The 20,613-nt window shown below is 60.1% G+C and carries 22 protein-coding genes; 13 read left to right on the top strand and 9 right to left on the bottom strand.

The window, feature by feature from the left end; genetic code table 11:
* The first annotated feature begins 36 nt into the window (after positions 1-36).
* The gene (locus K3759_RS11355) at positions 37-912 is read left to right on the top strand and encodes an acyl-CoA thioesterase II (protein WP_259981906.1); all 876 of its coding nucleotides are present in this window, start codon (positions 37-39) and stop codon (positions 910-912) included.
* Between the two features lie 147 nt (positions 913-1,059).
* On the opposite strand, the gene K3759_RS11350 is transcribed toward K3759_RS11355, so the two are convergent.
* Complete coding sequence (locus K3759_RS11350; RefSeq protein WP_259981905.1) at positions 1,060-1,839, bottom strand: SDR family oxidoreductase; 780 nt, start codon at positions 1,837-1,839, stop codon at positions 1,060-1,062.
* A gap of 1 nt (position 1,840) precedes the next feature.
* Positions 1,841-3,115 (bottom strand): acyl-CoA dehydrogenase family protein, encoded by a 1,275-nt coding sequence (locus tag K3759_RS11345; protein ID WP_409202486.1) that lies wholly within the window; start codon positions 3,113-3,115, stop codon positions 1,841-1,843.
* 179 nt (positions 3,116-3,294) lie between these two features.
* On the opposite strand from K3759_RS11345, the gene K3759_RS11340 reads away from it, so the two are divergent.
* Complete coding sequence (locus K3759_RS11340) at positions 3,295-3,708, top strand: CoA-binding protein (RefSeq protein WP_259981903.1); 414 nt, start codon at positions 3,295-3,297, stop codon at positions 3,706-3,708.
* Here the strand turns inward: K3759_RS11340 and K3759_RS11335 are convergent, their stop codons facing one another.
* From K3759_RS11335 to hisA, 3 genes are read right to left on the bottom strand one after another with little or no spacing between them, the layout of a single operon-like run.
* Positions 3,709-4,017 carry a phosphoribosyl-ATP diphosphatase gene (locus K3759_RS11335; RefSeq protein ID WP_243261028.1) on the bottom strand — a complete coding sequence of 103 codons (309 nt, stop codon included), beginning with the start codon at positions 4,015-4,017 and terminating at the stop codon, positions 3,709-3,711.
* Positions 4,014-4,775 carry an imidazole glycerol phosphate synthase subunit HisF gene (gene hisF, locus K3759_RS11330; protein ID WP_259981900.1) on the bottom strand — a complete coding sequence of 254 codons (762 nt, stop codon included), beginning with the start codon at positions 4,773-4,775 and terminating at the stop codon, positions 4,014-4,016. Before hisF ends, K3759_RS11335 begins: the two co-directional genes overlap by 4 nt.
* Positions 4,776-4,778: 3 nt before the next feature.
* Complete coding sequence (gene hisA, locus K3759_RS11325; RefSeq protein WP_259981898.1) at positions 4,779-5,498, bottom strand: 1-(5-phosphoribosyl)-5-[(5-phosphoribosylamino)methylideneamino]imidazole-4-carboxamide isomerase; 720 nt, start codon at positions 5,496-5,498, stop codon at positions 4,779-4,781.
* 129 nt (positions 5,499-5,627) lie between these two features.
* Here hisA and K3759_RS11320 point away from each other — a divergent pair, with 129 nt between their 5' ends.
* Positions 5,628-6,017 (top strand): DUF2147 domain-containing protein, encoded by a 390-nt coding sequence (locus K3759_RS11320; protein ID WP_259985625.1) that lies wholly within the window; start codon positions 5,628-5,630, stop codon positions 6,015-6,017.
* Positions 6,018-6,194: 177 nt separating this feature from the next.
* On the opposite strand, the gene hisH is transcribed toward K3759_RS11320, so the two are convergent.
* Together hisH and hisB are read right to left on the bottom strand one after the other, a co-directional pair.
* Positions 6,195-6,833, bottom strand: coding sequence for an imidazole glycerol phosphate synthase subunit HisH (gene hisH / locus K3759_RS11315; protein ID WP_259981897.1), 639 nt, complete (start codon positions 6,831-6,833; stop codon positions 6,195-6,197).
* 4 nt (positions 6,834-6,837) lie between these two features.
* Positions 6,838-7,425: an imidazoleglycerol-phosphate dehydratase HisB gene (gene hisB / locus K3759_RS11310; RefSeq protein ID WP_259981895.1), complete on the bottom strand. Its 588-nt coding sequence runs from the start codon at positions 7,423-7,425 to the stop codon at positions 6,838-6,840.
* Positions 7,426-7,584: 159 nt separating this feature from the next.
* Here hisB and K3759_RS11305 point away from each other — a divergent pair, with 159 nt between their 5' ends.
* Together K3759_RS11305 and K3759_RS11300 are read left to right on the top strand one after the other, a co-directional pair.
* Positions 7,585-7,824, top strand: coding sequence for an Lrp/AsnC family transcriptional regulator (locus K3759_RS11305; RefSeq protein ID WP_007120503.1), 240 nt, complete (start codon positions 7,585-7,587; stop codon positions 7,822-7,824).
* Position 7,825: 1 nt separating this feature from the next.
* A complete protein-coding gene (locus tag K3759_RS11300) occupies positions 7,826-8,194 on the top strand; it encodes a hypothetical protein (RefSeq protein WP_259981893.1) in 369 nt (122 codons plus the stop codon).
* Between the two features lie 69 nt (positions 8,195-8,263).
* Here K3759_RS11300 and K3759_RS11295 read toward each other — a convergent pair whose 3' ends face one another.
* Complete coding sequence (locus K3759_RS11295) at positions 8,264-9,241, bottom strand: PleD family two-component system response regulator (RefSeq protein WP_259981891.1); 978 nt, start codon at positions 9,239-9,241, stop codon at positions 8,264-8,266.
* A 438-nt stretch (positions 9,242-9,679) separates the two neighbouring features.
* Here K3759_RS11295 and K3759_RS11290 point away from each other — a divergent pair, with 438 nt between their 5' ends.
* Positions 9,680-10,777: a cupin domain-containing protein gene (locus K3759_RS11290; protein ID WP_259981889.1), complete on the top strand. Its 1,098-nt coding sequence runs from the start codon at positions 9,680-9,682 to the stop codon at positions 10,775-10,777.
* Here K3759_RS11290 and K3759_RS11285 read toward each other — a convergent pair.
* Complete coding sequence (locus tag K3759_RS11285) at positions 10,769-14,170, bottom strand: indolepyruvate ferredoxin oxidoreductase family protein (RefSeq protein ID WP_259981888.1); 3,402 nt, start codon at positions 14,168-14,170, stop codon at positions 10,769-10,771. The two genes, K3759_RS11290 and K3759_RS11285, sit on opposite strands and share 9 nt — an antisense overlap.
* 125 nt (positions 14,171-14,295) lie before the next feature.
* On the opposite strand from K3759_RS11285, the gene K3759_RS11280 reads away from it, so the two are divergent.
* The 7 genes from K3759_RS11280 (at position 14,296) to K3759_RS11250 (ending at position 20,597) form a co-directional block, all read left to right on the top strand.
* The gene (locus K3759_RS11280) at positions 14,296-14,757 is read left to right on the top strand and encodes an Lrp/AsnC family transcriptional regulator (RefSeq protein ID WP_259981887.1); all 462 of its coding nucleotides are present in this window, start codon (positions 14,296-14,298) and stop codon (positions 14,755-14,757) included.
* Between the two features lie 103 nt (positions 14,758-14,860).
* Positions 14,861-15,829, top strand: coding sequence for a tripartite tricarboxylate transporter substrate binding protein (locus K3759_RS11275; protein ID WP_259981886.1), 969 nt, complete (start codon positions 14,861-14,863; stop codon positions 15,827-15,829).
* Complete coding sequence (locus K3759_RS11270; protein WP_259981884.1) at positions 15,829-16,266, top strand: tripartite tricarboxylate transporter TctB family protein; 438 nt, start codon at positions 15,829-15,831, stop codon at positions 16,264-16,266. The genes K3759_RS11275 and K3759_RS11270 overlap by 1 nt, the downstream gene beginning before the upstream one ends.
* A gap of 3 nt (positions 16,267-16,269) precedes the next feature.
* Positions 16,270-17,775 carry a tripartite tricarboxylate transporter permease gene (locus tag K3759_RS11265; RefSeq protein ID WP_259981882.1) on the top strand — a complete coding sequence of 502 codons (1,506 nt, stop codon included), beginning with the start codon at positions 16,270-16,272 and terminating at the stop codon, positions 17,773-17,775.
* A 3-nt stretch (positions 17,776-17,778) separates the two neighbouring features.
* The gene (locus K3759_RS11260) at positions 17,779-19,134 is read left to right on the top strand and encodes a DUF1446 domain-containing protein (protein ID WP_259981880.1); all 1,356 of its coding nucleotides are present in this window, start codon (positions 17,779-17,781) and stop codon (positions 19,132-19,134) included.
* The gene (locus tag K3759_RS11255; RefSeq protein ID WP_259981878.1) at positions 19,131-19,430 is read left to right on the top strand and encodes a DUF4387 domain-containing protein; all 300 of its coding nucleotides are present in this window, start codon (positions 19,131-19,133) and stop codon (positions 19,428-19,430) included. The genes K3759_RS11260 and K3759_RS11255 overlap by 4 nt, the downstream gene beginning before the upstream one ends.
* A 54-nt stretch (positions 19,431-19,484) precedes the next feature.
* Complete coding sequence (locus K3759_RS11250; protein WP_067629374.1) at positions 19,485-20,597, top strand: S-(hydroxymethyl)glutathione dehydrogenase/class III alcohol dehydrogenase; 1,113 nt, start codon at positions 19,485-19,487, stop codon at positions 20,595-20,597.
* Positions 20,598-20,613: the final 16 nt, after the last annotated feature.

Below are 20,613 nucleotides of genomic sequence, written 5' to 3'. Positions count from 1 at the left end.
CTAGGGCCGGAACACTTCGGCCCGAAAGGATGACCCATGACCACTGCTGCGCGGCAATTGCTTGATCTGCTGGATATCGAACAGCTTGAGGTCGACCTGTTTCGGGGGACAGGGGCCGGGGGTGAGACCTCGATGCGGATCTTTGGCGGCCATGTGATCGCGCAGGCGCTGATGGCGGCCTATCGTACTGTGCCTGACCGCGCGTGCCACTCGCTTCATGCCTATTTTATCCGGCCCGGTGATCCGAAGATCCCCGTGATCTATCAGGTCGACCGTGCCCGCGATGGGGGCAGTTTCACCACGCGTCGGGTGGTGGCGATCCAGCATGGCAAGCAGATCCTCAACCTGTCGGCGTCTTTTCAGGTGGAGGAAGAGGGGTTTGACTGGCAGCATGAGATGCCGCAGGTCTCAGCCCCTGAGAACTGGCCGGATCGCCCCGAACTGCGTGAGGCTTTTGCCGAGAAACTGCCCGAAAAATACCGTGGCGATTTTTTGCGTGAGCGGCCTATTGAGATCCGTGAGGTCGAGCCGCGCGATTTCATGACACCGGAAAAGGTCGGCGACCGCAACTACCTGTGGTTCCGCATGGCCGCTGCCGAGGGGCAGGGGCCGGTGATGCAGCACGCGCTATTGGCCTATGCCTCTGATATGAATCTCTTGGGCTCTTCGCTGCGGCCTCATGGGCTGACGTGGTTTCAAGGCAAGGTGATGACGGCGAGCCTTGACCACGCCATGTGGTTTCATGCGCCGATCCGCTTTGATGAATGGCATTTGTATGCGCTGGATGCGCCCTTTACCGGCGGCGCGCGGGGGTTCAATCGCGGGATGATTTATAATCGAAGTGGCGAACTTGTCGCCAGTGTCGCGCAAGAGGGACTGCTGCGCCCGATCCAGCCTAAAGGGAATAGCTAAGGGCAGCGCCCTCCCTGGGGGGCGAACCGCTGCTTCGCTTTGTTTACGGCGTCGCGAAACCCGCTGGACCAGTGACATAGGCAGGCGTTGCAAAATCGCCCTCCGGGGGGAGGGAGGGCGATGCCCGGTGTGACACCGGGCAGGCGCTTACCGGCTGCCCTTTGACCTTCCAAAACGCCGGTTCAGCTTGCGCATCCCGCCAATCCAGCGGTCATAGTCCTGCGCCTTTCCGCGCATATAATCGCGCACCTGCGGATGCGGCAGTACCAAAAACACCTCATCCCGGATTGCCTGCACACAGGCTTCGGCCACCGGCTCCGGCTCCAGCATGCCGTCAATCGCCGCGACATGATCTTCCAGCCCGCGCATCATCTCAGTTCGCACCGCTTGGGGACAGAGCACCGAGACCTTGATCCCATCATCGCCATAGGTCATCGCCAGCCATTCCGCGAGACCGACAGCTGCGTGTTTCGTCACACCGTAGGGCGCGGCACCCACCTGATTGAGCAGCCCCGCCGCTGAGGCGGTGTTGAGCAGATAGCCACCGCCCCGCGCCTTCATCAGCGGCACCAAATGCCGGGCCGCGCGGACGTGGCTCATCACATTGATCTCCCAGATGCGCTGCCAGTCCGCATCCGGCACTTCGACACCGCCCTCGACTGAGATCCCGGCGTTGGAACAGAATAGATCAATCGGCCCGATATCTCGCTCGACTTCTGCGATCAGCGTCGCGATCTCGGCCTCGTTCGCAACATCGACCCGAAACGCCGTGCCGCCAACCTTGGTCGCCGTCGTTTCGGCCCCCGCGCCGTCGATGTCCACACAGACGATATGTGCAGGCGCCTCCCGCGCAAAGCGCAGCGCCAGAGCCCGCCCGATGCCGCTGGCGGCCCCAGTGATAACGATGACGCGCCCATGCAACTCCATGTCAGATGTCGCCGTCGGAGCCGCGCGTGTTCGAGGCCTGAAACGCCTTCACCTCGGCCCGCGCAATCACCTGATGGTGCACCTCATCCGGCCCATCGGCGAAGCGCAGCGCACGCTGCCAAGTGTACATGCCTGACAGCGGGCTCCACTGGCTCATCCCCGTGGCACCATGTACCTGCATCGAGGCGTCAATGATCTCGCAGGCCTTTTCCGGCACCAGCGCCTTAATCATGCTGACCCAGATGCGCGCCTCTTTGTTGCCCAGCACATCCATCGCTTTGGCGGCTTTCAACACCATTAGCCGCATCGCTTCAATGTCGATCCGCGCGCGGCTGATGGTCTCCATGTTCTTGCCTAGGTCGATGATTTTCTTACCAAAGGCCTCGCGCCCCAGCCCGCGTTCAATCATCAGATCCAAAGCCTTTTCCGCCGATCCGATGGAGCGCATGCAATGGTGAATCCGCCCCGGTCCAAGCCGCACTTGGCTGATCTCAAACCCGCGACCTTCGCCCCAAAGCACGTTTTCACGGGGCACGCGAACGTCGGTAAAGCGGATGTGCATATGCCCATGCGGCGCGTCATCGTGGCCAAACACATGCATCGGGCCAAGGATTTCGACGCCCGGCGTGTCCATCGGCACAAGGATCTGGCTCTGCTGCCGGAACGTCTCCGCCTCGGGAGAGGTTTTTACCATCACAATCATAATCTTACAGCGCGGATCGCCTGCGCCGGAGATATAGAACTTCTCGCCGTTGATGACCCAATCGTCGCCATCCAAAACCGCGCTGGTCGAAATATTCCGCGCATCAGAAGAGGCCACATCCGGCTCAGTCATCGCAAAGGCCGAACGGATTTCGCCCGCGAGCAGGGGCTTTAACCATTGCTCCTTTTGTTCAGGCGTTCCGACGCGTTCCAGCACCTCCATATTGCCAGTGTCGGGGGCAGAGCAGTTCAGGGTCTCAGGCGCCAGCAGGCTTTTGCCCAATTCAGCGGCGATATAGGCGTAATCGAGGTTCGCCAGCCCTTCGCCCGTCTCGGCATTCGGCAAAAAGAAGTTCCACAACCCCGCCTCACGCGCCTTTTGCTTGGCCCCGTCGAGCAGTTCCAACTGACCGGGGGCATAGGACCAACGGTCGGCGCGGCCTTCGCCTAGTCGAAAGAACTCCTCGGTGATCGGATCGACATTCTCGCGGATGTGCTTGGTAACAGCGGCCAAAAGCGGCTTGGCCTTCTCCGACATTTCGAGATTGTTCATGTCCAAGGTCTGATCGATCATCCTGTGCTCCCGGTGATGATGGTATAAGATGCCGCCCCGCTCCTCCGCGCGACGGGTCTGTTAAAAAGGAGCCTATGCAATCACCGCAGGCTTGCCAATCGCGGGCAGGGGGATGTGCCCTGCTTTACGCGGCGTCACAAGACCATTGAAACCCGCGCAAACGCGTTTAGGTTCAGCCTATGACAGATGCATTTATCAAAGACGTCCTCACCCGCACCCGCCGCATCGCGGTGGTCGGCGTGTCCCCCAACCCGGCGCGGCCCAGCCACTATGTCGCTGAATATCTTCAGCAAAAGGGCTATGACGTGGTGCCGGTCAACCCCATGCATGCTGGCAAAGAGGTCTTTGGCAAGACCATCGTCGCCACTTTGGCTGAGATCGACCCGCCGGTGCAAATGGTCGACATCTTCCGCCGCTCCGAGGATGTGCCCCCCGTCGTCGATGAGGCGCTCGCGGCCTTTCCAGAACTGGAAACGATTTGGATGCAGATGGGGATCACCAACGCCGAGGCAGCGGCCAAGGCCGAAGCGCGGGGCGTGGATGTGATCCAAGACCGCTGCCCCAAGGTGGAAATCCCACGCCTGCTTTGGTGATTACTTGCGCGCGGCCTTCTCGGCGATGCCCGAGGTCGACTGGCGGCGCGCCAGTTCATCCAGCACGTCGCTCAGCGGCACATCGCGTGCCGCCAGCATGACCAAGAGGTGATACAGAACATCGGCAGCTTCAGAGGTAAGGCCAGCGCGGTCGTTCTTCACCGCCTCGATGATGGCCTCGACCGCCTCTTCGCCGAACTTCTCAGCACATTTTTCCGGCCCCTTAGCCAATAGCTGCGCGGTCCAACTGCTTGACGGATCAGCCTCCTTGCGGCTCAGGATGGTGGCGTAAAGATCATCAAGCGTCATGCAAGCCTCATTGGAATGCCGGCGGCGGCCATATGCTGCTTGGCCTCCTGCACGGTATATTCGCCAAAGTGAAAGATGGAGGCCGCCAGCACCGCCGAAGCGCCGCCTTCGATCACCCCATCGACGAGGTGATCCAAATTGCCAACCCCGCCTGAGGCAATCACCGGCACCGAAACCGCATCCGAAATCGCGCGGGTAAGCGGCAGGTTGAACCCTTGTTTTGTGCCGTCACGGTCCATCGAGGTCAGCAGGATTTCCCCCGCGCCCTTCTCTGCAACCAACCGTGCAAATTCCACCGCATCAATGGCCGTGGGCTTGCGTCCACCATGGGTGAAAATCTCCCATTTGCCGGGGCTGACGGTTTTGGCATCAATGGCGCAGACAATGCACTGGCTGCCGAAATGATCCGCGGCTTCTGCAATCACATCCGGGTTGGCCACAGCGGCAGAGTTGAAGCTGACCTTATCCGCCCCCGCCAGCAGCAAGGCGCGCACGTCTGCTACGGTCCGAACACCGCCGCCCACGGTCAGCGGAATATAACAATGCTCTGCCGTACGCGTGACCAGATCAAACATCGTCCCACGGTTCTCATGGGTAGCGTGAATATCAAGGAAACACAGCTCATCCGCCCCCGCCGCATCATAGGCAATCGCAGCATCAACCGGATCACCCGCATCCCGCAGGCCAACAAAATTTACGCCTTTCACCACGCGCCCATCGGCCACGTCAAGACAGGGGATGATGCGGGTCTTCAGCATGGCTCAGCCCTTTAACATTTGCATGGCAGTCGCCAGATCAATCGCCCCATCATAAAGCGCCCGGCCCGAGATCGCGCCTTCGATCACGCCTGTATCGCGCAGTGCTGCCAGATCATCGAGCGAGGACACGCCCCCCGAGGCAATCACCGGGATCGACACGGCCCGCGCCAGATCGGCGGTGGCGCTGACATTCGGCCCGCCCATCGCGCCATCGCGGTTAATATCGGTATAGATGATCGCCGCCACGCCTGCGTCTTCAAAGGATTTGGCGAGGTCAGTGGCCATAACATCGGTCTCTGTCGCCCAACCTTTGGTCGCAACACGCCCGTTTCGCGCGTCAATCCCAACGGCCACATGACCGGGGAAAGCGGCGGCAGCCTCCCGCACCAGATCGGGGTTTTCCACAGCTACGGTTCCAAGGATGACACGCGCCAGACCCTTATCGAGCCAGCTCTCAATGGTCGCCATATCGCGAATGCCGCCGCCCAATTGTGCCGGAACCTTGCAGGCCTTCAGGATCGCCTCAACCGGGGCTGCATTCACCGGTGTCCCGGCAAAGGCGCCATTGAGATCAACCAGATGCAGCCACTCGCAGCCCGCGTCTACAAAGCTAAGTGCCTGTGCTGCGGGATCGTCGTTAAAGACAGTGGCACGGTCCATGTCACCATGCACAAGGCGCACGGCCTGACCGTCTTTGAGATCGATGGCGGGATAGAGGATCATGGCCGGGCCCTTGTTTTGAACATTGGTTTCCTTTTGCACGTCATCACGGATTTTGCAACGCGACCCAAGGTCAATCTTGCCCGAAACAAAGTGATGGATAACAGTAAAGTCAGATCGGGAGGAGAGATCATGAAGAAGCTTTTTGCAGCGGCCCTTGTGGGCCTTGGCTTGACCAGCGCGGCCTATGCGGCGGGTCCGGCAATCGGGGTTTGGCAAACTCAGGTAGATGATGGCGCCTATGCCCATGTGAAAATGGCCCCTTGCGGCGACGCAGTCTGCGGCACAATCGCGCGTACGTTCAACGACGGCGGTGAGTATAAATCACCAAACATTGGCAAGACGCTTGTGATCGACATGAAACCTGAAGGCGGCGGTAAATACGCCGGCAAAGTCTGGCGCCCATCGAATGGCAAAATTTACATCGGCAAGATGGATGTCTCCGGCAATTCGCTAAAGCTTTCGGGCTGCGTTGCCGGCGGACTGATCTGTTCGAAGCAGACATGGGCACGCATTAAGTAACGCAAGCTCATTGTTGCGAAGATGAAAAGGCGCGGAGAAAAACCTCCGCGCCTTCTTTGCGTTCTGGGAAAGGCAGGCACAGCGCAGAGGTATTTGTAAAAGGATGAAAATAGAAAGTCTTTTTCTCCTTCATCCTTTCTTAAATACCGTCCGACGGTGCAGCGGGCGCGGCGTTCGTTAAGGCTTCCAGTTCAGGAAATTCGAGATCAGCCGCAGCCCGGTGGTCTGGCTTTTCTCCGGGTGGAACTGCATGCCCAACATCGTGTCGCGGCCAATGATGGCCGTGACTTCGCCGCCGTAATCAACATGCGCCAGACGTTCTGCGGGGTTTGCTACGGCCATGTGGTAACTGTGCACGAAATAGGTATGGTCTCCGGTTTGCAACCCGTCGAAGACCGCGTGGTCATGGTCGATGACCAGATCGTTCCAACCCATATGCGGCACTTTGAGCTTGGGATCGGCAGGGGTGATCTGGGTCACCTCGCCGCCAATCCAGCCAAGACCGGGGGTGTTTTTGTACTCGCGGCCCATGCTTGCCATCAGCTGCATGCCCACGCATATGCCAAGGAAGGGACGACCCTTCTCTTCAACTGCTTCGACCATCGCGTCATAGAGGCCGCCTGCACCTTTCAAGGCCGCCATACAGGCCGGGAAGGCGCCGTCGCCGGGGAGCACCAATCGGTCGGCGCTGGCCACGACATCGGCATCAGCGGTGACGAAGACTTCGCCCGCGTCGGTCTCACGGGCCATGCGTTCAAAGGCCTTGTGGGCCGAATGCAGGTTGCCGGATTCGTAGTCGATAATGGCTGTCAGCATTGGATCACAAGGCACCCTTGGTCGAGGGGATCGCGTCCGCTTTGCGGGGGTCAGTCTCGACGGCTTCGCGCAGCGCGCGGGCGACGGATTTGAAGGCCGCTTCGGCGATGTGGTGGCTGTTAAAACCATGAAGTGCGTCGACATGCAGGGTGATGCCGCCATGGGTGCTGAGCGCTTGGAAAAACTCGCGCACCAGTTCGGTGTCGAATGTGCCGATGCTGCTGGTCGGGAAATCCACGTTCCAGATCAAAAAGGGCCGCGCCGATAGGTCGAGCGCACAGCGGATCTGCGCGTCGTCCATCGCCAGCAGGCAAGACCCGTAGCGGCGGATGCCGCGTTTATCGCCGAGCGCTTGGGTCAGCGCTTGGCCCAGCGTAATGCCCACGTCTTCGACGGTGTGGTGGTCGTCGATGTGCAGGTCGCCCTTAGCGCGGACCTTGATATCGATCAGCGAATGGCGCGACAATTGGTCGAGCATATGGTCAAAGAAGCCCACGCCGGTCTCATTGTCATAGCTGCCACTCCCGTCGAGATTGATCTCGACAGTGATGTCAGTCTCGGCGGTGGTGCGGGTCAGGGTGCTGCGACGCATGGGGCATCTCCGAAGGCAATTGCTGCGCTCTTATAACAGGGCACGCCGCCACGCCAAGCCCAAGCGGTGCCTTGCCTTTCCCTCATGTCCGCGCGATCAGGGATTGCGGGGGCAGAGCCCATATGTCAGCTTAACCCAAATCCCAGAAAGAGGCGCGACATGACCACCTGCGTATTCATCCAGATCCGCTGCCGACCGGGCACGACTTACCGCGTGGCCGAAGAAATCGCCCTGCGCGAAATTCATTCCGAGCTCTATTCGACATCCGGAGAATATGACCTGTTGATGAAGCTCTATATCCCCAAGGGAGAGGATGTGGGCGTATATATCAATGACAATCTGTTGGACATCGAGGGGATTGAGCGGTCGCTGACCACGATGACCTTCAAGGTCTTTTGAGGTGCCGCGCCGTAGCTCTCTGATCCCGGTTTCGCTTTTTGCCCTCTCCCTCGTCGCGCTGCTGGCCCTGCCCAGTGCGGCCACAGCCGCCCCGCGTATCTATGAGGGGCGTGAAGCTGCGGCGTTGCGTTGTGCCAATACGCTCGCGTTGACCGCTGTGGCACTGTCGGCGGCTGAGTTGATCGGGGAGGGGGAGAAGAATGTGATGTTGGGCATCACCGTGCGTATTCTTGACCGCCATGTGGAGGGCACATGGGCCCAAAAACGCGCGGCGATGGAGGTGATGCGCGACCGGCGCAGCGTTGCGGATACGCTGGAGGATTATCGCCAAATTGCAGAGCGGTGTTTGGTGCAATTCCCAATCAATTGAATTCGCACTGCCCAGAATGAGAAAACCCGCCGAACCGGCGGGTTTTTTCGTAGCCACTCTAGGCCGCTGTTAATGCGCGGCGGAGACAGAGGGTTTCTCTGTCGGGGCGGTGTCGAGTTTTACCTTCTGCCGCATGGTGACCCGGCGAATGGCGCGGTCGAATGTCTTTCTGACCCGTTGAGTACGGCTGGCGTTGGGCTGGATCGGGCCACCCACGGAGAGCATCACCGACATCGGGGAGTTATCGTCGTGGCGAAGGTCCATTCCGTCCAGCTCGCCTTGGATCAATACTTCGATCTCGGGCCACGCGGGCAGGCTGTCGCCGGTCACGATACACAGCAGCGTGCCGGAGCCGTTATGGGTCATCAACAATTGCGGGCAGTCGACCACGCGGGCAATCGCCTTAGCGGCGGAGGCAATGGCGCGGGCGAATTCGCGGGTGTTGCAGGTGGCATAAAGCTCGTCGATATGTTCGATCTTGGCGGCAAAAACCTGACAGATATCAAGGTGTTGACGTGAGAGCTGCGACAGGTAGTTGCCCAGTGAGAAGGGTAGCACCAATTGCTCGACCCCATTTATATGCACTGGATCGGCGAGCGCAAATTCATGCGCGCCGGGATCGCCTACCTCTTGGAAATGACGCGGGTCAAGGCGCGGGGCGCGTTGGGTGTTTTCCAGCATCCGCTCGGCAATATGCACGCGGGTTGCGATGTCTTTCACATCGAAAGGCTTGGTGACATAGTCGTTTGCGCCAGCAGCAAAGGCGCGCTCAATCGAACTCGCGTCGGCACGTGAGGTCACCATCAGGATCGGCGTATCTTGATAGGCCTCCAAAGCGCGGACATGACGGCACAGAGTAATGCCGTCCATCTCGGGCATTTCGATATCAAGAAGCAAGCAGTCAAAATGCTCTTTGGTCGTTTCCAGTAACGCCAAAGCCGCAGCGCCGGACTCGGCCAGTGTCAGATGGGGGTAGTCAGCCTCGCGGAAAACGACAGGCAGCAGTTCGCGGATAAAAGGGTCATCGTCAACAGCAAGGATTTTCATTTTGGCACCTCTTTCGTGGGGCAGACGGGCAGTCCGGGTGTCTTCACATTCAGTTTACATTAAGTCGCATAAACCCGGCGAAATTGTGACGCTACTGCACCAATAGCTTGTGCTGTTCCCAGCAATATTAACCATATTTTGACGGGCCGGGAAACCTTTGAATTCCCAGCGAGGGGTCGGCGAAGGCCCTTATTTTCCCGCATGGCGGGAGGTGATTTGGTGCAGATTGTGGAGGATTTTGGGCAAAAGGGGGCGTTCTGAACTGTCAAAACTGGGCAAGAAAGTGCGGTTCTTGTGACTGTGCTGCGAAGGAGGGGTTTGAGTCGGGAGCGGACGCGGAACTGTCCGGGAACTTTATCGGGCGTAAGGAAAACCATAAGTTGACGCCTGCCGCTCCCCACGCTCAACTCGCTCGCGAGCCGTGAAAGGGAGCTAGCGATGCGTCAGCCAAATGATATCCTAGCCGAATTCTTGTTGCCCACGCAGGAGCTTAGGGATGATCTGCCCTTCTTCACCAAGGTGCTGGGCATGCGGCTGGAGAATATCTTTCCAGCAGATGACCCTTCGGTCGCCAGTTTCTCGGGCTATGGGGTGCGCGTGCGGATTGAGCGCGGAGCGAAAGTGCCACCGGGGCATCTGCGTATTCTCACCGATGATCCTGACAGCTTTGCCCAAGGTCAGCGCCAGTTGACTGCGCCCAATGGCACGACGATCGACATTTTGCCCCGTTCTCCTCAGGTGGAACAGCCAGAAACTCGGCATGAATTCGCCGTTAGGCGGCTCGCGGATGAGGCCCCTTGGGTAATTGGCCGGGCGGGGATGCATTACCGCGACTTAATTCCATCGCGTTTGGGTGGGTCGATTATCGCCAGCCATATTCGCATCCCGGACGGCGGGCCGGTGCCGGATATGGTGCATTACCATACGGTCGGGTTTCAATTGATCTATTGCTATCGCGGCTGGGTCGATGTGCTCTATGAGGATCAGGGCGATGTGATCCGCCTACAGGCGGGGGACTGCGTGACACAACCGCCGGGCATCCGGCACCGGGTGGTCGAAGCTTCGCCCGCCATCGAGGTGATCGAGATCGGCGTGCCAGCAGAGCATGTGACGACCATCGACCATGAGATGACCCTGCCGAACGGCAAAGGCGATCCGGCCCGCGAGTGGGACGGTCAGACCTTTGTGCATCACGTCAAGGATCAAGCGACTTGGCACCCATTCCGCATTCCGGGCTTCATCGCTCGGGATGCGGGCATCACGGCGGGAACCAAGGGCGTGGCGGGCATTCAGGTGGCGCGGTTTGACGGCGGCACGCCGCCCCTCGCCAAGCATGACGCGGACATGCATTTTACCTTTGTCCTGGAAGGCAGCATGGTGCTGAGTGCCGAGGGGCAGGAAAGCCGCAGACTGCAAGCAGGCGATGCCTTTATCATCCCGCCGGGGATGGTGGCGCAATATTCTGAGTGCTCGCCCGACCTCGAGTTGCTCGAAGCCGGGCTGCGCGGTGATTTTGCGACGACGCTCTTAGGCTAGGCGGGCTGCGACCTCGGCCTGCACCTTCTCGGCGGCGGCCTCTTTCACCGGACCGTAGCCGCGGATTTCCATCGGCGCGCTGAGCACCTCAAGCGCCACGTCATGGGGCAGGGCGGGGGCCTTTGCCATGACGTCTTCGAACCAGCCGATCAGCGCCACTTCGAACTTGCGGTCAGCGCCATAGGCAAAGGGGTCGGCCCATGTGCCGCGCAGGGGCTTCATCGCCGTCAGCAGGTCGAAGGCGCGGCCCATCCAAGGGCCGAACTTGCGCTTGTTGGGGCGGCCACGACCGTCCTTGCCCGTGGGCCACGCGGGCGGGGCGAGATGGTAGTGCACCTTGTAGTCGCCTTCGAAGGTATCCGCGATGCGCTCCTCGAAGCCGATTTGCCGATGCAGGCGCGCGACTTCGTATTCGTCTTTATAGGCCATGAGCTTGAAAAGCGACTTTGCCGCCGCCCGCATCAGGTCCTCGGAGCGCTCCGGTAACTTGCCCGCGAGCGCATCGAGCTCGGCCCTGTAGCGCTGGGCATAGGCTTCGTTCTGGTAGCCGGTGAGGAACTCCATCCGCCGCGCGATGAGGCTCTCGACACTGTCGTCCAGCGCGGGGGCCGGGGCAAAATGCGCTTCGATTGCCTGTGGGTTCCCGGCCATGACCCGGCCGAAGCCAAAGGCCGCGCGGTTCTTGTCGGGCACGACCCCGTTCAACTCGATCGCTTGCTCAAGCGCGGTAAGCGAGACCGGCACCAGTCCCTTTTGCCACGCATAGCCCAGCATCATGACGTTGGCGAAAACAGCGTCGCCCATCAGCTTCTCCGCCATGGCGTTGGCATCAAAGGCGCTAAGGTTTTCGGCCCCCACGGCCTGCGCGATCACCGCCTCGCGGTCGTCAATGCGCAGGTCGGCGTCGCGGTTCAGCACCAGATCGCCAGTGGGCATCTCGGCGCGGTTCAACACGATGCGGGTGCCGCGGCGGTAATGGGCCGAGGCCTTTGGCGCTGAGCTGACCACCATGTCACAGCCGATCACCGCGTCGGCGGCGGCTTGGTCGATGCGCACTTGGTGCACGTCCTCAGGCCGTTTGGCGAGGCGGACATAGCCGAGCACGGTGCCAAATTTCTGGGCGAAGCCGGTGAAATCGAGCACGCTGGAGCCCAGCCCTTCGAGGTGCGCCGCCATGGTGATGAGCGCACCTACGGTCACCACGCCGGTGCCGCCAACGCCGGTGACCAGCAAGTTAAATGGCTGGTCGAGGCTTGGGAGATTGGGCATCGGCAGGGCGGCCGAGAGGCTCGCCACATCTAATCCCGCGCCGGAACGCTTGCTGCGGCTGCCGCCTTCAACGGTGACGAAGGAGGGGCAGAAACCGTTGAGGCAGGAGTAGTCCTTGTTGCAGGTCGACTGGTTGATCTGCCTCTTGGTGCCAAATTCGGTTTTCTTCGGCTCGACGCTGAGGCAGTTCGACTCGAGGCTGCAATCGCCGCAGCCTTCGCAGACCAGATCGTTGATCATCACGAATTTCTTCGGATCGTCCATTTGCCCGCGTTTGCGCTTGCGGCGTTTCTCAGTGGCGCAGGTCTGTTCGTAGATCAGCACCGTGACACCCGGTATCTCGCGCAATTCGCGTTGCACGCGGTCGAGATCGCAGCGGTGGTCGAAGGTCGTCTCGGCGGGGAAGTCCGCCTTGGGCAGGAGTTCGGGCCGATCGGAGACCAATGCGATGCGCTCCACGCCTTCCGCACGGCAAGCCTGCGCAATGGCCGCGACGGAAACGGGGCCGTCCACCGGCTGTCCGCCCGTCATGGCAACGGCGTCGTTGTAGAGGATCTTGTAGGTGATATTGGTCTGCGCGGCGACCGCTTGGCGAATGGCGAGCGAGCCGGAGTGGTACCATGTGCCTTCGCCCAAGTTTTGGAACACATGCTTATTGCCGTTGAACATGGAGGTCGCGATCCACGGCACGCCTTCGCCGCCCATCTGTGCGAAACCCGCCGTGTCGCGGTCCATCCATGACGCCATGACGTGGCAGCCGATACCGGAATTGGCGGTAGAGCCTTCGGGGACTTTGGTCGAGGAGTTATGCGGGCAGCCTGAGCAGAAATAGGGGGTGCGTGTGGCACCGGGGACGTTGAGCAGCACGGGCGGCTGGTCGGTCAGCGCCCGGGCCTTTTCGACAAGGTTCTCTTCGGGAAAGAAAGCATTGAGCCGCGCGGCGATGATTGGCACCAGCTTCAGTGGCGACAACTCGCCCGTCCACGGCACCAGTTCTTCGAGGTTCTCGTCGTGCTTGCCGACCATCCGCGCCGGTTTGGAGCCGGGCCAGTCGTAAAAGGCCTCCTTGAACTGGCTCTCAATGATGCCGCGTTTCTCTTCGATTACAAGGACTTCGCGCTTTCCCTTCACGAAGTCGAGCGCGTCGTCCAGCGCCAGCGGCCAGACCATGCCGATCTTGTAGATGTCGATGCCAAGGCGGCGGCACTTCGCCTCATCCAACCCCAAGAGACGCAGCGCCTCCATCGTGTCGAGGTGGCCTTTGCCAGTGGTGACGATGCCAAAGGACGCGTCTTTGGTGTCATAGATATGTCGATCGATCGGGTTGGCCCGAAGGAAGGCTTGGACAGCTTCCAGCTTGTGGTGGATGCGGGTTTCGATCTCGGGGGAGGGCAGATCGCCCAAACGGACATGCAGCCCGCCTGCCGGGACGGTGTAATCAGGCTGGTTGAACACGCGATCCGGAGTCAAATCGACCGAGGCACCGCTCTCAACGGTTTCGGAAATCGCCTTGAAGCCGACCCATGTGCCGGAAAAGCGCGATAGCGCGATGCCGTATTCGCCAAAGGACTGATACTCGGCCACCGACGCCGGGTTCAGCGTCGGCATGAACCACGACATGAAGGCCACGTCTGACTGATGCGGCATCGAAGACGAGACGCAGCCGTGGTCGTCGCCCGCCACCACCAGCACGCCGCCCTTGGGGGCCGAACCGTAGGCGTTGCCATGTTTCAGCGCGTCGCCCGAGCGGTCCACCCCCGGCCCCTTGCCGTACCACATCGAAAATACGCCCTCGACCTCCGCATGAGGGTCGAGATGCGCTTGCTGCGCACCCAATACGGCGGTGGCACCGAGGTCTTCGTTCACGGCGGGCAGGAACTTCACACCTGCCTTGGCGACACGATCCTTAATGCGCCAGTATTCAAGATCGAGCCCCCCCAAGGGCGAGCCACGATAGCCCGAGACAAAACCTGCCGTCTTTAGCCCCGCGTTGCGATCACGGCGGGCCTGATCAAGCATGATCCGCACCAAGGCCTGCGTCCCGGTTAGGAAAACGCGGCCCTCGGTCTGATCGTAGCGATCATCAAGTTTATAAGTGGTAAATTCGCGCGGTTGTTCTGCCATTGGGGTGCTCCTCAATGGGTAGTATAGCGCAGTGAGTGCGGATATTAGCACCAAATTTGCTGGTGTTACTACCATCCAGCGGATAATCTGTTCGACGGAGGCAGAAGTTCCGAAAGATTTATTCGATGAGTCAAATGGACGCGACAGACCGTCAACTTGTGATGTTGCTTCAGCAAGATTCGCGTTTGCCGAACGCACAGCTTGCCGAAAGGCTGAATATTTCCGCCTCCGCTTGCTGGCGGCGGGTCAAGGCTTTGGAGCAATCTGGGATCATCAGACGCTATGCTGCCGTGGTTGATCCCAAAGCGATGGGGCTGCGGTTTGAGGCGATGGTGCATGTGCATTTGACCCGGCATGATGCCTCGGCCTTGGCCAGTTTCATCAGCGCGATTCAAAGTCGTAAGGAGGTGACGGAATGTTTCGCCACCACCGGTCAGGCCGATTATCACCTGCGCGTCCTTTGCCGGGATATTGAGGCCTATAACGCCTTTTTGGAGAGCTTCCTTTTCCTTCACCCGGCGGTGAATTCGGCCACCACCAATGTGATCCTCCGGCAGATCAAATCCGACGCGCCGATCACGGGCTGAGATGGGCGGCGATGTCGGGTCAATAACTCTATAGTTGAAACGTGATCCGACGCGGGGCATGGTTTTATTCTGTTTTGAATAAAAACAAGTCTGGGAGGACACTATGAAATTTCGTCTTATTAAGGCGCTGGTAACTGGTGCTGTTTTAACTGCAGGGGCGGGGGGAGCCGCCACTGCGGCGGAATGTATCGCACCGGCCAACCCCGGCGGCGGCTGGGATTTTACTTGCCGCCAAATCGGTAAGATTATGCATGACATCGGCGCGGTCGATAAGCCGGTGCAGGTCACCAATATGGCGGGCGCGGGCGGGGGACTTGCGTTCAACCATGTGGTGTCTGAGCAGAATGAGAATGAGGACCTAATCATCGCGGCCTCCTCGGCCACCACCACCCGTTTGGCGCAGAACGCCTATGCCGGGATGACCGCCGATCAAGTGCGCTTCGTAGGCGCGATTGGGGCCGATCCGGGCGTGATCGTCGTGGCCAAGGACAGCGAGATCCAGAACCTCGACGATATGGTCAATATGATCAAAGAAGACCCATCCTCGGTGGCCTTCGCAGGTGGCTCGGCAGTAGGGGGCTTTGACCATATGAAGCCGCTGATGATCCTGCAAAAGGCCGGGTTCACCGACATTCGCAAGATCAAGTACATCGGCGTGGACGGCGGTGCGGATGCCATCACCCAGACCGTGGGCGGCTTTACCCAAGCCATGACGGGCGACATGTCTGAGGTCGTGGGCTTCCTGAAATCTGGCGATGTGCGTGTGATTGCGGTGCTGACCGAAGAGCGCGTTCCGGGCTTTGACGATATCCCGACCGCCAAAGAGCAGGGCTACGATGTGGTTGCGGTGAACTGGCGCGGGCTTTACGTGCCCAAGGGCATTTCGGATGAGGCGTTTAACGGCTGGGCCGATAAGCTGCAGCAGGTGGCCGACAGCGAAGAGTGGAAAACCGCGATGGAAGCCAATGGCCTTGCGCCCTTCACCAAGGTCGGCGGCGATTTCCAGTCTTATGTCGATGGGCTGATCGCCGACATTAACACAATGTCCAAAGAACTGGGGGTCATCCAGTAATGGCCTCTGACCGGATTTTCGGTCTGGTCATGTTGTTTCTCGCGCTGGCCTATATGGCCAGCGCATCACAGATTCAGACCAGTTTTCTTGCCGATCCTGTAGGGCCGCGCGCCTTTCCATTGTTGGTAGGAGGTGTGGCGGCGCTGTCTTGCCTCGTGATGATCCTGCGCCCCGATCCCGACCCGGATTGGCCTGCGGGCCGCAGCCTTTTGTCAATCTGCCTCGCCGTTCTGGTGCTGGTCGGCTACGCGTTCGCGTTGAAGCCTTGGGGGTTTGTGATCCCAACGGCCATCGCGGCTGGTATCCTCAGCTATCAAATCTCACCCCGACCACTGGCTGCGGTGCTTGCGGGTGTTGGCCTGTCGCTGGGGCTGTTTGTTGTGTTCAAATTTGCACTGGGGCTGAGCCTCATCGGCTTCCCCAAAGGGTGGTTTTAAACCATGGATATTCTGAGCAACCTCGCGATGGGCTTTGGCATCGCGCTGTCGCCCTTTACCCTGATGCTCGCCGTGGCGGGCTGTTTTCTTGGGACGATCATCGGTGCGCTGCCAGGGTTGGGGCCGTCGAATGGCGTGGCGATCCTGATCCCGCTGACTTTCACGATGGGGCTTGATGCCACCTCGGCCTTGGTGCTGATGACGGCGGTCTATTACGGCGCGATGTATGGTGGGCGGATTTCTTCGATCCTGTTGAATATTCCGGGCGATGAGCCTGCGCTGATGACCACGCTCGACGGCTATCCGATGGCCAAGGCGGGCCGGGCAGGCGATGCGCTGGTGTTGTCGGGTGTTGCGTCCTTTGTTGGCGCTTTCCTTGCTACCGTGGGGCTGATGCTGCTGGCCCCGATGCTGGCGCGCGTGGCTTATTTCTTTGGCCCGGCGGAATATTTCGCGCTCTATCTACTGGCGTTTTGCACGCTGGGCGGCATGGCCTCGAACAATCAGGCCAAGGCCGCGCTGGCCTCCTGCATCGGACTTGCGATTGCAATGATCGGAGTGGACAACAACTCCGGGATGCCCCGGCTTACTTACGGCAATATGCACCTGATGGATGGGGTGGATTTCCTTGTGGCCATCGTTGGGCTGTTTGCCATCGCCGAAGTGTTCTTCTTTATCGAAAGCCACGGCAAGGGCTCGTCTATCGGGGTGAAACTCGACAAGGTTGGAATCCCTTGGAAAGACATTATCGACACGAAATGGACCATGCTGCGCGCCTCAGGCGTGGGCTTTATCGCCGGTATCTTGCCGGGGGCGGGCGCGTCACTGGGCTCGTTCCTTGCCTATATGTCCGAGAAATCTTTGGCGGGGGAGAAGGGCGGTTTTGGCACCGGTGTGCCCAAAGGCGTCGCGGCACCAGAGGCGGGCAATAACGCGGCCGCTGGCGGGGCACTGGTGCCGATGTTGACGTTGGGCGTGCCCGGTTCTGGCACCACGGCGGTGCTGCTGGCGCTGCTGATGACGCTCAACATCACGCCGGGGCCGACGCTCTTTACCGACCGGCCCGAGGTTGTCTGGGGGCTGATCGCCTCGCTGCTCATTGCCAACGTCGTGTTGTTGCTGATGAACGTGCCAATGGTGAAGATTTTCGTCAAAATCCTGATGGTGCCCGCATGGGTGCTGTTGCCGGGGGTGACGATGATCTCTTTCGTCGGCATCTATTCCCTGTCGGGCAGCTATTTCGATCTGCTGTTGATGGTGGGCTTTGGCGTGTTGGGCTATGTGCTGCGCAAGCTGGACGTGCCAACGGTGCCAGTGATCCTTGGCATCCTTCTGGGCGGCAATATGGAGAACGCCCTGCGCCGCGCCATGGTGCTGTCGGACGGCGACGCGCTGTTTCTGTGGTCATCGCCCATTGCCATTGGTCTGTGGATCTTCGCCATTGCTGGCTTTGTCGCACCAATGTTCATGCGCGGGTTGTTGAAGAAGCCGCAGAGGATTACCGATTAAACCATGGTTAAAGTATTGATCCCCTCCGGCGCGCTTGGGCTGAATTATGACGCGCAGGCCTTGCAGCGTGGCATCGACGCCCGGCCTGATATCATCGCCATCGATGGCGGCTCGACCGACAGTGGGCCGTCTTATCTGGGACGCGGCGTGTCAAAATACGCCCGCGCTTCGATCAAGCTGGAATGGGCCGGGCTGATGGCGGCGGCGGCTGAGGCCGGATGCCCGCTGGTGATCGGCACTGCGGGCACCTGTGGCGCCGATACGGCGGTGGATTGGATGCTCGACATCACGCGCGAGATTGCCGCCGAGCAGGGGGTGCAGCCGCGCATCGCCGTGCTTCGTTCCGGCCAAGACCCCGCCCAAACCGCGCAGGCCTTCACCGAGGGCCGTATCACCGCGCTGTCCGGCGCGCCGGAGATCGACGCCGACGGCATCCGTGCCTGCACCAATATCGTGGCGCTGGCCGGGGCCGAACAGGTGGCGACGGCGCTGGAGACCGGGGCGGAAGTTATCATCTGCGGGCGGACCACCGACACGGCGATCATCGCAGCTCTGCCGCTGCAAATGGGCATCGACGCAGGTGCGGCATGGCACGCGGCCAAGATCGGCGAATGCGGCGCGCTTTGCGCCAGCAACCCACAATCGGGCGTGCTGATGGTTGAGTTTGACGATGCAGGCGGCTTCGTTATTCATCCCTTGGCTGACGGGGCGCATGCCACGCCGCATACCGTCTCAGCACATATGCTCTATGAAAATTCCGACCCTTTCATCCTCTATGAGCCCGGTGGCCATCTGGATGTCACCCGCGCGCTCTACCGCGCTTTGGACGACAGCCGCGTTCATGTCAGCGGCGCGCGTTGGGTGCCGTCGGATGAATATACCGTTAAGCTCGAAGGGGCGCGGGTTGCGGGCTATCAGACCGTGCTCATGGTGCTCTTGCGTGACGCGCATTACGTTGCCAACGCGCAGACTTGGGCCGATGACATCACCGCGAAATGCTTGGAGAAGGCGGGCCAACGGCTCGACGCGCCGCCTGACAGCTATTCGATTGAGCTGCGCTTGATTGGGCAAAACGCCAGCTTCGGCGATCTTGAGGCCCGCGAAGCCGCACCGGTTGAGGTGGGCGTGATGGCCATCGTTACGGCAGAAACGGCCGCGCTGGCCGATGAGTTGGGCAAAATGCTGAATCCCTATCTGCTGCACCATCCGCTGACCCGTGACGAAGAACAGCCGACCTTTGCCTTTCCCTTCTCTCCTGCGGAGATGCCGCGCGGGGCGGTCTATGAGTTTGCTCTGCATCACGTTCTGACGCTCGACGATCCCATGCAGGCCTTTACGCTGGAGGTGGTTGAGACATGACCCAACTCGGCACGCTCGTTCAGAAGGTCCGCTCCAAGAACGCCGGACCGTTCTGGCTGACCATCGATATTTTCTGCGGCTCAGAGGCGGCCTATGACGCGGTTTGCGACCGTTTGGACACCGATAAGGTCGCGGCGCGGTTGGGGGCAAATAGCCAAGAGATCAAGCGTTTCGACATTGCCGCGCTGAATGTGATCAAGATCAGCCTGCCGCGTCCCAGCATCCAAGGGGCGATAGACGACCGCGACATGCACGGTGCATCTTGGGCAGCACTGCTTTCAGAAATGGACATTTGATGCAGCCGTGCTCCATATAGCACCAAGTGATTAACCTCAAAGGAGAGACCCATGATGAGAACCCGTGCCGCCGTCGCTGTCGAAGCTGGCAAACCGCTTGAAATCATGGAGGTCAACCTCGAAGGGCCGAAGCGCGGCGAGGTCTTGGTCGAGATCAAGGCGACTGGCCTGTGCCACACCGACGAATTCACCCGCTCGGGCGATGATCCCGAAGGCATCTTCCCCGCGATCCTTGGTCACGAAGGCGCGGGCGTGGTGTTGGAAGTCGGCGAAGGCGTGACCACGCTGGAGCCGGGCGACCATGTGATCCCGCTCTACACACCCGAGTGCCGCGAGTGCGAATACTGTCTGAGCGGCAAAACCAACCTCTGCCAAAAAATTCGCGTGACCCAAGGCCAGGGCCTGCTGCCCGATGGCACAACGCGGTTTTCCATGCTCGATGGCACGCCGATCCACCATTACATGGGCTGTTCGACCTTCGCCAACCACACCGTGGTGCCGGAAATCGCGCTGGCCAAGGTGCGTAAAGACGCGCCTTTCGACAAAATTTGCTATATCGGCTGCGGCGTCACCACGGGCATCGGTGCGGTGATCAACACGGCCAAGGTCGAATTGGGCGCGCGTTGCGTGGTCTTTGGGCTGGGTGGTATCGGGCTCAACGTGATCCAAGGTTTGCGGATGGCGGGGGCGGATCAGATCGTGGGCGTGGACCTCAACGACGACAAGGAAGAGGTCGGGCGCTATTTCGGGATGACCGATTTTGTGAACCCGAAAAACGTCGAAGGCGATTTGGTGGCGCATCTGGTCGAAGTAACCAAAGGCGGCGCGGATTATTCTTTTGACGCGACCGGCAACACCAAGGTCATGCGCGACGCGCTGGAATGTGCGCATAAGGGTTGGGGCGAGAGCATCATCATCGGTGTGGCACCTGCGGGGGCCGAGATTTCCACGCGGCCATTCCAACTGGTGACGGGGCGTGTTTGGCGCGGGACCGCCTTTGGCGGGGCCAAAGGGCGGACGGACGTGCCTAAGATCGTTGACTGGTACATGAACGGCAAGATCGAGATCGACCCGATGATCACCCACAAGTTGACGTTGGATCAGATCAACGAAGGCTTCGAGCTGATGCACAAAGGTGAATCTATCCGCGCGGTCGTCGAGTTTTAAACATGAGGCTGGAGGG

This window comes from Sulfitobacter sp. W027 (genome assembly GCF_025143985.1).
GTDB lineage: Bacteria > Pseudomonadota > Alphaproteobacteria > Rhodobacterales > Rhodobacteraceae > Sulfitobacter.
Note: the sequence above shows the minus strand (reverse complement) of the source record. Positions and strands in the feature narration are given on the sequence as shown.